Raw genomic sequence first — 13,090 nt, forward strand, 5'->3', positions numbered from 1 at the left:
GGTCACTCGACAGGATTGCAACATCAGAACTAGACTGGGATATCCGGTCTTATGCATCAATCGATACAGATAGAAAGCCTAGCTATGCGAGAACTCCTGCCCGATTCGTCCAAGGTCGCTTCCGCCGCTCGTGTTTCTGCACCCCCGCTTGCTGCGCCCATTCGGGCCACTGGTGCCTACGCTCTGATGGACAGCCTAGTACGGCACGGGGTTCAGCATATTTTTGGCTATCCCGGCGGCGCGATTCTGCCGATTTATGATGAACTGTACCGCTTTGAGCAGACAGGCGCACTCCGCCATATTCTGGTACGCCATGAGCAGGGCGCATCCCATGCCGCCGATGCCTACGCCCGCGCAACCGGAAAGGTGGGCGTGTGCTTTGGCACCTCCGGCCCTGGCGCGACCAACTTGGTGACGGGCATCGCCACCGCCCAGATGGACTCGATTCCGCTGGTGGTGGTGACAGGGCAAGTCTCTCGCAGCGCGATCGGCACTGATGCGTTCCAGGAAACAGACATCTTTGGCATCACGCTGCCGATCGTGAAACATTCCTACGTCGTTCGCGATCCCAAAGACATGGCGCGGATCGTGGCAGAAGCTTTCTACATTGCCCGCTCTGGTCGTCCCGGCCCCGTGCTGATTGACGTGCCCAAGGATGTGGGGCTAGAAGCATTTGACTATGTGCCCGTTGAGCCAGGAAGTGTGAAACTGCCGGGCTATCGCCCCACCGTGCGCGGCAATCCCAACCAAGTCCTCAAGGCGCTGAAGCTAATTCGCGAGGCGAAGCAACCCCTGCTCTATGTCGGCGGCGGCGCGATTACGGCAGATGCCCATGCGGAGGTTCATGCGCTGGCAGAGCGGTTCCGGTTGCCCGTGACGACGACGCTGATGGGCAAGGGCGCGTTTGACGAGCATCATCCGCTGTCGGTGGGGATGCTGGGGATGCACGGCACGGCCTATGCGAACTACGCCGTCAGCGAGTGCGACCTGCTGATTGCGGTGGGGGCGCGATTTGACGACCGGGTGACGGGCAAGCTGGATGAGTTTGCCTCTCGCGCCAAGGTCATCCACATTGACGTAGACCCCGCAGAGGTGGGCAAAAACCGCGCGCCAGAAGTGCCCATCGTCGGAGACGTTCGCCATGTGCTAACTGACCTATTGCGGCGCGATTTGGAAAGCGGCGCAGCCCCAGATCCGAGCCAAACGCAGGAGTGGCTAGCCCGCATTGACCGCTGGAAGCACGACTATCCGCTGACCGTGCCTCAGTATGCCGACATGCTGTCGCCTCAGGAGGTAATTGTGGAAGTGGGTCGGCAAGCGCCTGATGCCTACTACACGACTGATGTCGGCCAACACCAAATGTGGGCGGCGCAGTTCCTCAAGACGGGGCCGCGCAAGTGGATCTCTAGCGCGGGGCTGGGCACGATGGGCTTTGGGATGCCTGCGGCAATGGGCGTGAAAATGGCCCTGCCGGAGGAGCAGGTGATTTGCATCAGCGGTGATGCCAGCATCCAGATGAATATCCAGGAGTTGGGTACGCTGGCGCAGTATGGCATTGCTGCCAAGACGGTGATCATCAACAACGGCTGGCAGGGCATGGTGCGCCAGTGGCAGGAAACCTTCTATGAGGAGCGCTACTCTTCTTCGGAAATGGAGCCGAGTATGCCGGACTTTGTGAAGCTGGCCGAGGCTTACGGCGTGAAAGGAATGGTGGTTCACAACCGCGAGGATTTGGCAGGGGCGATCGCCGAAATGCTGGCCCATCCCGGCCCGGTGCTGATGGACGTGCATGTGAATCGCAACGAAAACTGCTACCCGATGGTGGCCCCCGGCAAGAGCAACTCGCAGATGATTGGGCTGCCGGAGCGCCCTAAGGCAGAACCAGAGCAGGCGCTAGTGGTCTGCAATCGCTGCGGCACAGAGAACCCGCCGGACAATAACTTCTGTCCAAATTGCGGCACGAAGCTTTAAGAGGATGTTTGAAAAGTCCTACTGTTTGTAGCAAAGCGTGCAAGATCCCCCTAAATCCTCCTTAAAAAGGGGGACTTTAAGGCGGTTTCCCCCCTTTCTAAGGGGGGTAGGGGAGATTTCTGAGTGCTTAACACTACAGGCGATGCCTTTTCAAACACCCTCTAAGAAAGCAGTTCTAAAGAGAGCATCTCTAAGAAAACAAGAAAGCGGGCAGTGCCCGCTTTTTTCGCATTTTTATAGTGTTTTTAATTCGCGTTTTTTTATTCGCGTTTTTACAATCGGATGCGCTCTAGCAAAGCGCGATCGCCAAACGTTTCGACCTCCATTGGATTAACCGCCAGGGGCAGGGGAAAGGTCTCCAGCAAGCGCTGGGGCGACCACTCGATGGGCTGCCAGATGCGGTCAATGGCGGCGATCGCCCGCTCCCAGTTGGTCGGGCGCTTCCGTTCGCGACAAAAGATGTGCAGCGTCTTTAGCCCCATGCCTGCATAATAGTCGCGCACGCGATGGTCGAGAAACACCTGCTCGTCCATCAAATCCACCTGGAGCGGGCCCCGCCCAAACGGGCGAAAGTAGGCGCAGGGAATGCCGTAGGTTTCAGCAATCACCAATCCATGCAGGCTGGTGCTGAGGATTCGCTTGCAGGCGGTCATCTCGCGCACTCGGTCTTCCAGCGCAGTCAGGTTGGCATCGGTGAGCGTGGTGATGATTTTCACCGAATCGCGCAGATCTTCGGGGATGTAGTAGCGCCCCAGTTCGTTTCGCACGGCGGCCCCATCTTTCAGCTCGCGCAATTCGGAAATATGCACCACGATGCCCAGTTCGTGGGTCTTTTCTGTGGCAGGAGACATGATCTTGGGCAGCAGCATCACCGGGTCGCCATAGGCATCGGTCACAGGAATGCCCTGCTTTTCAAACACTCTGGCGCTAAAGGGGCCGCGCAGCGCGTGAATTGTGAATTCTGTATTCTCCGGCCGCTCATAATACGTCAAGTGGCGGTGGTAGGGATGCCGCTTGCCGTCGATGCCCGTGCCCCAGAGGTGAACTGAGCCGTTCTTTAGCCCGTGCCCAATCGTGCCCACGCTGGCCAGGCGCTCGGAAGCCGAGTCGAACCGCTGATGCACAATCGGCAAGCCCGATAGCGCACTGACAATCACCGGGCTGAGCGCATCACCCAGATTCGCGTAGGGCTGCCGCAGCGTCGTCGCGGCCCAGCACAGGGGCACAGGAGCATTGGCCTGCAAGCGGGGCGACCGCCCAAAGGTCTGCACCACTTTAGCGCGGAACCCGCTGGAAGCTTTGGGCTGATCCGAATTGGCCGCCTGGGCCATCTGGTGGGATACCGGATCAGCCCCCGTTGGCCAATCCGCCTGCAAATCAGCAGGGGCAGGCGAAGATACCGCGTTTACCTTTTCAACCCGGTCGGCAATCGAAAGCTGGGGATACCAATGGCGATCGAAATAGCGCAGTACGGCGTTTACCAAGCTACCCGTCTGGAGCGATCGCCAAAAATCCTGAATAGGCTGCAATCTGTGCCTGATCTCTGAACCCTGCCCAATGACCTGTGGTGCTTGATCCAACCCGTCAGCAGACTGTTCTGGGATTAGCTCTGGCTTGGCGAACGTAAATTCTGAAACAGAAGGGGTGCGATTGGACTCGTGAGAAACGTCTCTTTGCTGCATTAGGGTCTCGCTGCGGACTGATCAAGCAAACTGGTTTTTGCTAGCCCAGCATTTACTAGCCCAGCATCTAGGAGTGGCTAGGGCAGAGCTTCTGGGATTTGACTTGGCCTTTACACGGTTTTTTCTGCTGAAAGGATGAGGAGGAGAGCGATGTGCGCCGCTTATCTTAATAGTATTCCCGCTTCGAGCTATGGTAGGAGCGGTCAACCCCGGAGGATAGAGGAGCCGTGACGCAGTTTTTATTCATTACCGACCTGGATCATACGCTGGTAGGCGATGATGAAGCAATGGCGCAGCTCAACGAGGCGCTCGATTGGCATCGCCGCACCCACGACACCAAGATTGTCTACTCGACGGGGCGATCGCCCTCGCTGTATCAGCAACTCCTGTCGGAAAAGCCTCTGCTGCCCCCTGATGCCGTTGTCACAGGTGTCGGCACGGCTATCACCTATCCCGACGGCAGCCCCGATTCCCTCTGGTGGGAAAAGCTGAGCGATGGCTGGTCGCGCGATCGCGTTCTGTCCACCGTTGCCCATTTTGCAGATTTGGAGCTTCAGCCCGCAGAGGAGCAAAACGAGTTTAAGGCAAGCTATTTTCTGGATGCGGCGATCGCCCCTGATTTGCTGCCTGAGCTAGAAGCCGCCCTCCAGTCCCAAGGCTTGCAGATCAACCTAGTCTACAGCGGCGGCCGCCACCTCGACATCTTGCCCCAAAGCGCCAACAAAGGGCTAGCGATGGTGTTTTTGCGGCAGCAGTGGGGCTTTGAGCCAGAGCGCACCGTGGCCTGTGGCGATTCGGGCAACGACCTGTCAATGTTCATGATGGGCGAAGAGCGCGGCATTATCGTCGGCAATGCCATGCCCGAACTGCGCCAGTGGCATCAGGAAAACCTCGCCCCGCACCGCTATCTGGCAGACGGTCACTGCGCTGCGGGCATTCTGGAAGGACTGGATTACTTCGACTTTTTGTAACGCTGGGCTAAAGGTTGTAACGCTGGGCTAAAGGCCAGTAGAGGACAGCAGAGCTACTGTCCCGCGCTGAGGACCTGGGCAGCGGTCAGGTTCAGCGCTGGGAAGGTAGGCGACTGGAGGGGGCACTCGCCCGTGTAGCGTCCCGCTTCGATATATTCCCCCTGCTCTAGCCGCAGCACCAGCACCGCCTGCTCTTCTGGGTCAACAATCACGTATTCGGGAATGCCCACCGCTGCGTATTGTGCCCGCTTGCGAATGTAATCGCGATCACGGTTCGTTTTGCCTGGGCTGACCACCTCCATCACCCACAGCGGCGGCGGCATCTCCAGCGTAATGGTCATGCGGCGATCGCACAAGGCTCGGTGTTCCTCTCGAATCAGCACTAGATCGGGATACCGATTGGCCGCATCTCTGGGTTCCAACACGGGCGTTTGCACCTCGCAGGAATAGAGCTTCAGCAGATAATGCGGAATGGCGATCGCCAGTAGCGATGAGAACACAAAGGTTGCAATTTCGGTGTTGATTCTGGATTCCGGTGGCAAGGCGATCAGTTCTCCCTCGATCAGTTCGGCGCGTCCTTCAATGCCTGTGTCCTCCAGCGCCAGATAGTCGGCAAAGGTCAGCTTTTGGGTAAACGTCATGGCGATTGCCCTCCTGGTTATTTGCTTTACCTGCTTTACACGCAGTCAGCCGTCTTGCCCCGCGCTGAGGACCTGGGCGGCGGTCAGGTTCAGCGCAGGGAACGTGGGCGACTGGAGGGGGCGCTCGCCTGTGTAGCGTCCCGCTTCGATATACTCCCCCTGCTCTAGCCGCAGCACCAGAACCGCCTGCTCTTCTGGGTCAACAATCACGTATTCGGGAATGCCCACCGCTGCGTATTGTGCCCGCTTGCGAATGTAATCGCGATCGCGGTTCGTTTTGCCTGGGCTGACCACCTCCATCACCCACAGCGGCGGCGGCATCTCCAGCGTGATTGTCATGCGCTGACTAGGATGGGCGCGATGCACTGGCTCCACCACCACCAAATCGGGATAGCGATTTGCCGCGTCGCCCACCTCTAAAACAGGCGTTTGCAGTTCGCAGCTATTCACCTTCACACGCTGAAATGGAACCCCAATTGCCACCAGTTGCAAAAACACAAACATGGCAATGTCGTTGTTTAACCAGGCTTCTGGTGGCAAGGCGATTAGTTCTCCGTTAATCAACTCCAGCTTTTCTTCCTGCCTAGAGTCCTCCAGCGCCAGATAGTCGGCAAAGGTCAGCTTTTGGGTAAATGTCATGGCGATCGCCTCTACAGGTTGCAGGGCCCGAATTGTCTTCGATCATAAGTCACTTAAGATGGAGTCAGTGTCTACTACACAGCCGCCGACGGTGTGTATGTAGCGGGCGATCGCAGCCTCACGTTTCCAATGCTCTCGGTCGAGCAACTCAGTGACTGGGTGGAGCGTGGCAAACAGTCGAAAAATCACAACGCGCTAATCCAAGAACTCCGGGCATCACTCCGGTGATAATCCGCAGACAGACCCTGCTAGCTTCTCAAGGCTTTTGAGTCGTGCCCACATCTTCGCGCCGCAGCGATACACTAAACTTCGTTCCATCTTTTGCACGTTCATTATCTCTGCTTCTCCTGCGATTCTGATTATTGGCGGCGGCGCGGCGGGCTTCTTTGGGGCGATCGCCGCTGCGGAGTCTTGTCCGTCGGCCCATGTGACGCTGCTGGAAGCGGCGCGGGAACCCCTGGGCAAAGTCCGCATTTCTGGCGGCGGCCGATGCAACGTCACCCACGCCTGCTTTGACCCGGCGGCGCTGGTGCAGCACTATCCGCGAGGGGGCAAGGCGCTGCGGGGAGCCTTTACCCGGTTTCAGCCGCGAGACACGGTGGCGTGGTTTCAGCAGCGCGGCGTGATGCTGAAAACGGAAGCCGACGGGCGCATGTTTCCCACCACCGACGACTCGGCGACGATTGTGAACTGTCTGGTGCAGGCGGCCGAGGCGGCGGGCGTGCAGGTAAAACCGGGCGCGGCGGTGACGGCGGTGGTGCGCGACGGGCAGGGCTTTGCAGCACAGTTGCGGGCGGGCGGAACGCTGCGGGGCGATCGCCTCCTCTTGGCTACAGGCAGCAGCCCCCAGGGATATCGCATCGCCCAATCTTTGGGGCATACCCTAGAACCGCCCGTCCCCTCGCTGTTTACCTTTAACGTGCCGGAGCCAGCGCTGCACGAACTGGCGGGTGTGTCGGTCGAGTCGGCGCAGGTGACAGTGAAATGCCCCGACCAGAAGCCTCTGACCCAAACCGGGCCGCTGCTGATCACCCACTGGGGACTGAGCGGGCCTGCGGTGCTAAAGCTATCCGCCTGGGGAGCCAGGGCGCTGCACAACTGCGGCTATCGGGCGATCGCCCAGATCCACTGGCTGCCTAATCAGTCCCCAGAGCAAATCCGGCAGAGCTTGCAGCAGACCAAGACCGACTGGGGCAAGCGGGCCGTCCGCTCCACGGTGCCACCCGATTTTCCCCTGCCGCGCCGCCTGTGGAACTATTTGGGCGATCGCGCTCAGGTTGCACCCGACCAGCGCTGGGCCGATTTGTCTAAACCGCAGCTTCATCACCTCCGGCAGGAACTCACCCAGGGGCAGTATGCCATTGCAGGCAAGGGCGTATTCAAAGAGGAATTTGTCACCTGCGGCGGCGTGTCGCTCAAGGAAGTCGATTTCAAAACGATGGCAAGCCGCGTTTGTCCGGGCCTCTACTTTGCGGGCGAAATCCTGGATATCGACGGTGTAACGGGCGGCTTTAATTTCCAGAGCGCCTGGACAACGGGCTGGCTGGCTGGAAAGGCGATTTCCGCAGGGATTGCTTCGCAAATCGCCCCGTTCGACTGAGCTAACCAAGCGCCAAACTAAGCGACAATTAAACCCCACTATCTCCCCACTATCTAGGGTTTTGATTAGGGTTTGAATTTCAGATTGGCGATTTTGGATTGCCTACAGCACTTCTGCAAACTTCCACGACAGCTTGCGATAGACCAGCGTGCCGATGATAAAGAACAACATCGCATAGCCCGCGCTGATCAGCAGGTAGTGTCCGTCGATATAGCCGTAAAGAAACAGGTTTCGCCAGTTAATCATCAGCGGCGCGGCCGGATTCAGCGGAATCAGCGGGCGGAATCGCTCAGGAATCATATCCGCCGTGAAAATAATCGGCGTAAAATAAAATACGAACGTCATCACAATCTGCGTGAGCCGCTCAATATCCCGCAAAAACAGGTTCAGCGTCGCCAGCACCAGCGCCAGCCCATAGACGGTAAAAAGCTGAACCACCATCATGACGGGCAGCCCGTAGAGCCACGCCAGCGTCGGCGATTTGCCGTAAATCACCATGAAAATGAGAATCACAGGCAGCGACAGCAAGAAATGCACCATGTGATTCAGAATGGTGGACAGCGAGAGGATATTGCGCGGAAAGTTGAGCTTTTTGATCAGGCTGGCATTGCCAACAAACAGATTGGGTGCGGAGCCGACGGAGTTCTGGAACCACTGCCAGGGAAACAGCCCTGACACCAGAATCAGCGGATAGCCCTCCACAGCCACCCGCATAATGCCGCTGAAGGCAATGTAGTAAACCATTGCAAAGGCCAGCGGACTGGCGATCGACCAGAGATAGCCCAGAAACTTGCCCTTGTAGCGGACTTTAAATTCCTTTTGAAACAGAACGAGTAGCAGATCGCGGTAGTTTTCGAGCTGGTGCTGGTTGAAGGCGAACTTCACACCCCGTTTTTGAATCGGTTTCAGTGCTGTCATAGGCTTGTGCCAAAACGCTCCTCGTTCAAACGCCACACTCTCTGTTTACAGTCTGTCTACAATCTGTCTACAGTAATCTGCCAATAACCTGTCTACAATCTTCCTAGCCGCTGGCTTGTCGTCCGGTTGCTGTCGGTGCAGCCTGCTGGGTTGCCAGGAGCGTAGTTTGCAATTATTCACACTCGATGCCTGATAATACTCTACTCTAAGGCGCTACGTCTCTAGGTGTAATGGGTTGGTGGAGCGGGGGAAACCTCGCGTCGTGAAACCTGTCGCGCCAGCCCCTTGCCTACCGATTCAAGCTGCGCCACACCCAGATCCCATGAGCTATTCCGTGCGAAAGACTGTGCCATGAAGATTGCTGTTGTCCATGAGTGGCTGGTCACCTATGCCGGGTCGGAGCGGGTGTGCGAGCAGATGTTGCAGCTTTATCCCGAAGCCGATTTGTTCAGCCTGGTGGATTTTTTGCCGGAGGATCTGCGCTTTTTTATTCAGCATCGCCCGGTGACGACTTCGTTTTTGCAGCATTTGCCGTTTGCTAATCCGCGCTTTCGGGCCTATCTGCCGCTGATGCCGCTGGCGATCGAGCAGTTTGACCTGTCGCCCTACGATGTGATTTTGTCGAGCCATCATGCAGTAGCCAAGGGCGTGATGACCCGCGCCGACCAGCTTCATATTAGCTACGTGCATACGCCCATCCGCTATGCCTGGGAAATGCAGCAGCAGTATTTTCAGGAAGCTCGGCTGCGGGGCCCCAAGGCCGCGATCGCCCAGGGAATTCTCCACTACCTGCGCCTGTGGGACGTTGCCTGCGCGAATCGAGTGGATCATTTCATTGCAAATTCCCGGTTTGTGGCTCGTCGAATTTGGAAAACGTATCGGCGGACTGCGGAGGTGATTTATCCGCCTGTGGCGGTGGATCGGTTCTCGCCAGCGGAAACCCGCGAGGACTTTTACTTTACGCTGTCGCGGTTTGTGCCCTACAAGCGAGTCGATCTGGTGGTAGAAGCGTTTACACAACTGGGCTTGCCGCTGGTGGTGATTGGCGACGGGTCAGAATTTCGGCGGGTGGCGGCCCTGGCGGGGCCAACTGTGCGTCTATTGGGCCGACAGCCTGATGCGGTCGTGCGCGATCACATGCAGCGCTGCAAGGCGTTTGTTTATCCGGCCGAGGAAGACTTTGGCATCGCGATGGTGGAAGCGCAGGCGGCGGGTGCGCCCGTGATCGGCTATGGGCGGGGCGGGGCTGCGGAGACGGTGATTCCTGGCAAGACGGGGATTTTGATGCCCGAACAGACGGTGGCGGCGGTGGTGGAAGCGGTGCGATCGCTCGAAGCGGGCGATTTCCGGTTTCACCCCGACGACTCTCGCCAAAACGCCGAACGGTTTAGCCCAGAACGCTTTCGCGCCGAGCTAGCGCAATTTGTAGATCAGCAGTGGGCAAAATTTCAGCAGGGATGAGGTAAAGATCCCCTAAAGTAATAGCGTGAGGAGTAACGGAACGCAATGCAACTTAACCGAACCCTACGTCCGGCGCTATCTGCTTTGAGCATCTCCACCCGCACCGTTCCAACGCTGGTGGGGATGATTAGCTCCGATCTGCTGATGCTGAGTCTGGCAGGAACGATCAGCGTCTATCTGCGCTGGTTTCTGGATGGCAAGTTTCAGCCGCTCCTCTACTGGCAACTGCTGCCGCTCATGGGGCTATTTGTGTTGGTGTATGCCGCGATTGGGCTATACCCCGGCGTGGCCCAGAGTCCGGTCGATGAGTTTCGCTGCGTCACCATTGGCACGAGTCTAGTGTATTTTCTGCTGGGTGTGACGATTTTTTTGCGGCAGAGCGGTGAGGTCTACTCACGCGGTATTTTTGTGATGGCGTGGCTATTGTCTATCGTGCTGGTGCTGATTGGGCGATCGCTCACACGACACTGGTTTGCCCGCAAGCGCTGGTGGGGCTATCCCGTCGTGGTGCTGGGGGCAGGCAAGACGGGCGAAATGGTGGTTCGCACGCTGCAAAAGCGCCCCCGCATTGGGCTGCGTCCGGTGGTGGTGCTGGATGACGACCCCGCCAAGCACGGCTCGCTGCACGGGGTTCCGGTGATGGGCGGCATTGATCTAGCTCCCATGATTGCGCGATCGCGCCGCATTCCCTACGCCATCGTGGCCATGCCCGGTGTGCCCCGCGTCCGCCTGCTGGACGTGATCGAACAGCACACCCAGACCTTCGCTCACCTGCTGGTCATCCCCGATTTATTCGACTTTTCTAGCCTCTGGGTCGAGGCGCGAGACATGGGCGGCATCCTGGGACTAGAGGTGCGGCAGCAGTTGCTCTTGCCGGGGCCGCGCCTGGTCAAGTTTGCGCTAGATCGCATCATTACCCTGTTCGGCGGGCTGCTGGTGCTGCCGTTTATCATCCTGATTGCGGTGCTAATTCGGCTCGATTCGCCGGGCCCCATTTTCTACGGGCAGACCCGCATCGGGCAAAATGGCGAATCGTTTAAAGCCTGGAAATTCCGCTCGATGGTGCAAAACGCCGACCAAGTCTTACACGATTATCTAGAAGCGCACCCCAAGCTGCGCCGTTCCTGGGAGCGCGACCACAAGCTCCGCCGCGATCCACGAGTTACCCGTGTCGGTCGGTTTCTGCGACAGACCAGCCTGGATGAATTGCCCCAGCTTTGGAACATCCTGCGCGGCGAGATGAGCCTGGTAGGACCGCGCCCGATTGTGGATGAAGAGATTCCGCGCTACGGCGACAAGTTTGCTCTGTATACAAAGGTCACGCCGGGGCTGACGGGGCTGTGGCAAGTGTCGGGGCGCAATAATTTGTCCTATAAAGAGCGGGTGAATCTGGATGCCTACTACGTCCGAAACTGGTCGGTGTGGCTGGATTTGTATATCCTGATGCGGACGGTGTGGGTGGTGCTGTCGGGCGAAGGAGCCTACTAACGTGGCGGGGCAAAAAGCCAGACGCGAACCTGTGCGGTTTTGGGGGCAAGCGCTCTCGCTGCGGACGGCGTGGGGTTCCGTGTGGAATTTGTTTTGGGTCAGCCTGATGGTCATGCCCTACGTTTCCTATCTGGGGCTACTGGGCATGGTGGCAGTGACGGCGCGGCTGTGGGGGCGGTTTCGGCGGGCAGGGCTGGACAGGGTCACGGGTGGTGGGCTGCTGCTGCTGAGCGGGCTGCTGCTGCTGAGCGGGCTGTTTGCCTACGATCGAGGCGAAGCGCTGCTGCAACTGGCGAATTTTTTGCCCTATTTCCTATTTTTCGCCATTCTGCCCTACTTGTTAAACTGCGTTGAACGGCTTGCCCAGATTGCCCTGGGGTTGGTTCTGGTTGCCATTCCCATCAACCTGATCAGCCTGGTGGAATACATTATCAAAATTCCCCGAATGCCCGTTTGGTGGCGGCATTTTCCGCTGTTTCGCTGGATTCGGGCCGCCCCCCACAAAGGCCGGGCAATGGTAATGTTTGACCACCCCAACGCAATGGGCAGCTTTTTGGTGCTGGTGATGGCGCTGGGGTTGGGGCTGATCCTCTATCGGCTGGCGCTGGATCGGGCCGTTGTGCCACACAGTCTGCCAGACTCCGCAGAGTCCGTTTGGTCAGACCGCCAACCCGACGCACAAAACGCTGGGGCAGAGGCCCTCCAGTCCGTTTCCCTGCGTTTGATTTCCGGTGCGACCTTGCTCAACCTGCTGGGCATTTTCTGCACCGGGTCGCGCAATGCCCTGCTGCTGGCGGTGCTGCAACTGCTGTGTTTTGCGCTGGTGGTGGCGCGGTCTAGCTGGAAGACCGTGGCGGCGGCGCTGGGCGGGCTGGTGGTGATGGTCGGCGGCGCAGCTGTGATTGGCATTGGCGGGCGATCGCTCGACTTGGCGACCTGGGCAGATGACCCCCGAACGAAACTGTGGGGCGCAGCGGTGCAGATGGTAGGTGACCACCCTTGGCTCGGCTGGGGCCTGGGCAACTACAAGCTGGTATATCCGCAGTACCTCACGCCCGACCTGATGGCCCTGACGGATTTTCAGGACATCTCCCATGCCCACAATCTGTGGCTGACCCTGGCCGTGGAGGCAGGCATTCCGGCAATGCTGCTGCTGACGCTGCTGGTGGGGCGGATCTGTGCGCGGGGTGTGCGGCAACTGCTGGCAAAAAGCCTGAAGGCTCCAGAGCGTGGCATTCTGTTTGGCTATCTCTTGGGCTTCTTCAGCAGCGTCGGCTTCGCGCTGTTCGACGTGCCGCTATACGATTCGCGGGTCAACGTGCTGAACTGGGTGCTGCTGGCAGGAATTTTTAGTTTTGCTGCCAAGAAACCAGTCAATTCCTCGCCTCTACCCTAGAGTTCTCTCGCTGGCTGCCTATCGCAAAACCGTGCTGACCATAATCGTCAGCGTTGCCGTTGCAATCAGCCCAAACGCCAGATTCACCACCTGATTCGATGCCTTTTGGTAGGCATCCACGCGCACGTTCGTCTGGCTCAGTTCTTGCTTGAGTCCGTCTACATCTATCTTCAGGCTGTCTAGCTCGACCTTGAGGGTGTCCAGACGCTCTAGGACTGCTTTTTGAAAACTGTCGGATGTGTCGGCGGCTTGCATGGGGCGTTGGGGTCGGTCGCAGCCTGCATCATCACCAAAAAGCCAAAAGTTAGGGCAGCCTTGCCTGC

The 13,090-nt window shown here is 58.3% G+C and carries 13 protein-coding genes; 6 read left to right on the forward strand and 7 right to left on the reverse strand.

The window, feature by feature from the left end; all coding sequences use genetic code 11:
• Positions 1–84: 84 nt before the first annotated feature.
• Positions 85–1,971 (forward strand): biosynthetic-type acetolactate synthase large subunit, encoded by a 1,887-nt coding sequence (ilvB, locus tag HPC62_RS07885; protein WP_172354609.1) that lies wholly within the window; start codon positions 85–87, stop codon positions 1,969–1,971.
• Between the two features lie 272 nt (positions 1,972–2,243).
• On the opposite strand, the gene HPC62_RS07890 is transcribed toward ilvB, so the two are convergent.
• A complete protein-coding gene (locus HPC62_RS07890) occupies positions 2,244–3,500 on the reverse strand; it encodes a polysaccharide pyruvyl transferase family protein (RefSeq protein ID WP_205370725.1) in 1,257 nt (418 codons plus the stop codon).
• Positions 3,501–3,880: 380 nt separating this feature from the next.
• On the opposite strand from HPC62_RS07890, the gene HPC62_RS07895 reads away from it, so the two are divergent.
• Positions 3,881–4,624 (forward strand): sucrose-phosphate phosphatase, encoded by a 744-nt coding sequence (locus HPC62_RS07895; RefSeq protein WP_172354611.1) that lies wholly within the window; start codon positions 3,881–3,883, stop codon positions 4,622–4,624.
• A 53-nt stretch (positions 4,625–4,677) separates the two neighbouring features.
• Here the strand turns inward: HPC62_RS07895 and HPC62_RS07900 are convergent, their stop codons facing one another.
• From HPC62_RS07900 to HPC62_RS07910, 3 genes are read right to left on the reverse strand one after another with little or no spacing between them, the layout of a single operon-like run.
• Entirely contained in the window at positions 4,678–5,265 is a 588-nt protein-coding gene (locus HPC62_RS07900; RefSeq protein ID WP_172354613.1) for a Uma2 family endonuclease, read from the reverse strand.
• A 45-nt stretch (positions 5,266–5,310) separates the two neighbouring features.
• Entirely contained in the window at positions 5,311–5,904 is a 594-nt protein-coding gene (locus HPC62_RS07905; protein WP_172354615.1) for a Uma2 family endonuclease, read from the reverse strand.
• 42 nt (positions 5,905–5,946) lie between these two features.
• The gene (locus HPC62_RS07910) at positions 5,947–6,093 is read right to left on the reverse strand and encodes a hypothetical protein (RefSeq protein ID WP_172354617.1); all 147 of its coding nucleotides are present in this window, start codon (positions 6,091–6,093) and stop codon (positions 5,947–5,949) included.
• 142 nt (positions 6,094–6,235) lie between these two features.
• Here HPC62_RS07910 and HPC62_RS07915 point away from each other — a divergent pair, with 142 nt between their 5' ends.
• Positions 6,236–7,504 (forward strand): BaiN/RdsA family NAD(P)/FAD-dependent oxidoreductase, encoded by a 1,269-nt coding sequence (locus HPC62_RS07915; RefSeq protein ID WP_390820345.1) that lies wholly within the window; start codon positions 6,236–6,238, stop codon positions 7,502–7,504.
• Between the two features lie 102 nt (positions 7,505–7,606).
• Here the strand turns inward: HPC62_RS07915 and HPC62_RS07920 are convergent, their stop codons facing one another.
• Positions 7,607–8,422, reverse strand: a complete 816-nt coding sequence (locus HPC62_RS07920) for an ABC transporter permease (protein ID WP_172354619.1) — start codon at positions 8,420–8,422, stop codon at positions 7,607–7,609.
• A 221-nt stretch (positions 8,423–8,643) separates the two neighbouring features.
• Positions 8,644–8,775: a hypothetical protein gene (locus HPC62_RS23895; RefSeq protein WP_255548876.1), complete on the reverse strand. Its 132-nt coding sequence runs from the start codon at positions 8,773–8,775 to the stop codon at positions 8,644–8,646.
• On the opposite strand from HPC62_RS23895, the gene HPC62_RS07925 reads away from it, so the two are divergent.
• Genes HPC62_RS07925 through HPC62_RS07935 form a run of 3 tightly spaced genes read left to right on the forward strand, consistent with a single transcriptional unit; the run spans position 8,774 to position 12,767 of the window.
• A complete protein-coding gene (locus HPC62_RS07925) occupies positions 8,774–9,883 on the forward strand; it encodes a glycosyltransferase family 4 protein (RefSeq protein WP_172354623.1) in 1,110 nt (369 codons plus the stop codon). The two genes, HPC62_RS23895 and HPC62_RS07925, sit on opposite strands and share 2 nt — an antisense overlap.
• A gap of 45 nt (positions 9,884–9,928) precedes the next feature.
• The gene (gene wbaP, locus HPC62_RS07930; protein WP_172354635.1) at positions 9,929–11,371 is read left to right on the forward strand and encodes an undecaprenyl-phosphate galactose phosphotransferase WbaP; all 1,443 of its coding nucleotides are present in this window, start codon (positions 9,929–9,931) and stop codon (positions 11,369–11,371) included.
• 1 nt (position 11,372) lies between these two features.
• Positions 11,373–12,767, forward strand: coding sequence for an O-antigen ligase family protein (locus tag HPC62_RS07935; protein ID WP_172354637.1), 1,395 nt, complete (start codon positions 11,373–11,375; stop codon positions 12,765–12,767).
• A gap of 18 nt (positions 12,768–12,785) precedes the next feature.
• Here the strand turns inward: HPC62_RS07935 and HPC62_RS07940 are convergent, their stop codons facing one another.
• Positions 12,786–13,022 (reverse strand): hypothetical protein, encoded by a 237-nt coding sequence (locus tag HPC62_RS07940; RefSeq protein ID WP_172354639.1) that lies wholly within the window; start codon positions 13,020–13,022, stop codon positions 12,786–12,788.
• Between the last annotated feature and the right edge of the window lie 68 nt (positions 13,023–13,090).

Origin of the sequence: Thermoleptolyngbya sichuanensis A183 (genome assembly GCF_013177315.1) — a bacterium.
GTDB classification, from domain to species: Bacteria; Cyanobacteriota; Cyanobacteriia; order Elainellales; family Elainellaceae; genus Thermoleptolyngbya; species Thermoleptolyngbya sichuanensis.

Excerpts from the sequence above, each read along its gene's own strand:
- HPC62_RS07900 (WP_172354613.1), bottom strand. The coding sequence starts at position 5,265 with ATGACGTTTACCCAAAAGCTGACCTTTGCCGACTATCTGGCGCTGGAG.
- HPC62_RS07940 (WP_172354639.1), bottom strand. The coding sequence starts at position 13,022 with ATGCAAGCCGCCGACACATCCGACAGTTTTCAAAAAGCAGTCCTAGAG.
- HPC62_RS07905 (WP_172354615.1), bottom strand. The coding sequence starts at position 5,904 with ATGACATTTACCCAAAAGCTGACCTTTGCCGACTATCTGGCGCTGGAG.
- wbaP (WP_172354635.1), top strand. The coding sequence starts at position 9,929 with ATGCAACTTAACCGAACCCTACGTCCGGCGCTATCTGCTTTGAGCATC.
- HPC62_RS07925 (WP_172354623.1), top strand. The coding sequence starts at position 8,774 with ATGAAGATTGCTGTTGTCCATGAGTGGCTGGTCACCTATGCCGGGTCG.
- HPC62_RS23895 (WP_255548876.1), bottom strand. The coding sequence starts at position 8,775 with ATGGCACAGTCTTTCGCACGGAATAGCTCATGGGATCTGGGTGTGGCG.
- HPC62_RS07920 (WP_172354619.1), bottom strand. The coding sequence starts at position 8,422 with ATGACAGCACTGAAACCGATTCAAAAACGGGGTGTGAAGTTCGCCTTC.
- ilvB (WP_172354609.1), top strand. The coding sequence starts at position 85 with ATGCGAGAACTCCTGCCCGATTCGTCCAAGGTCGCTTCCGCCGCTCGT.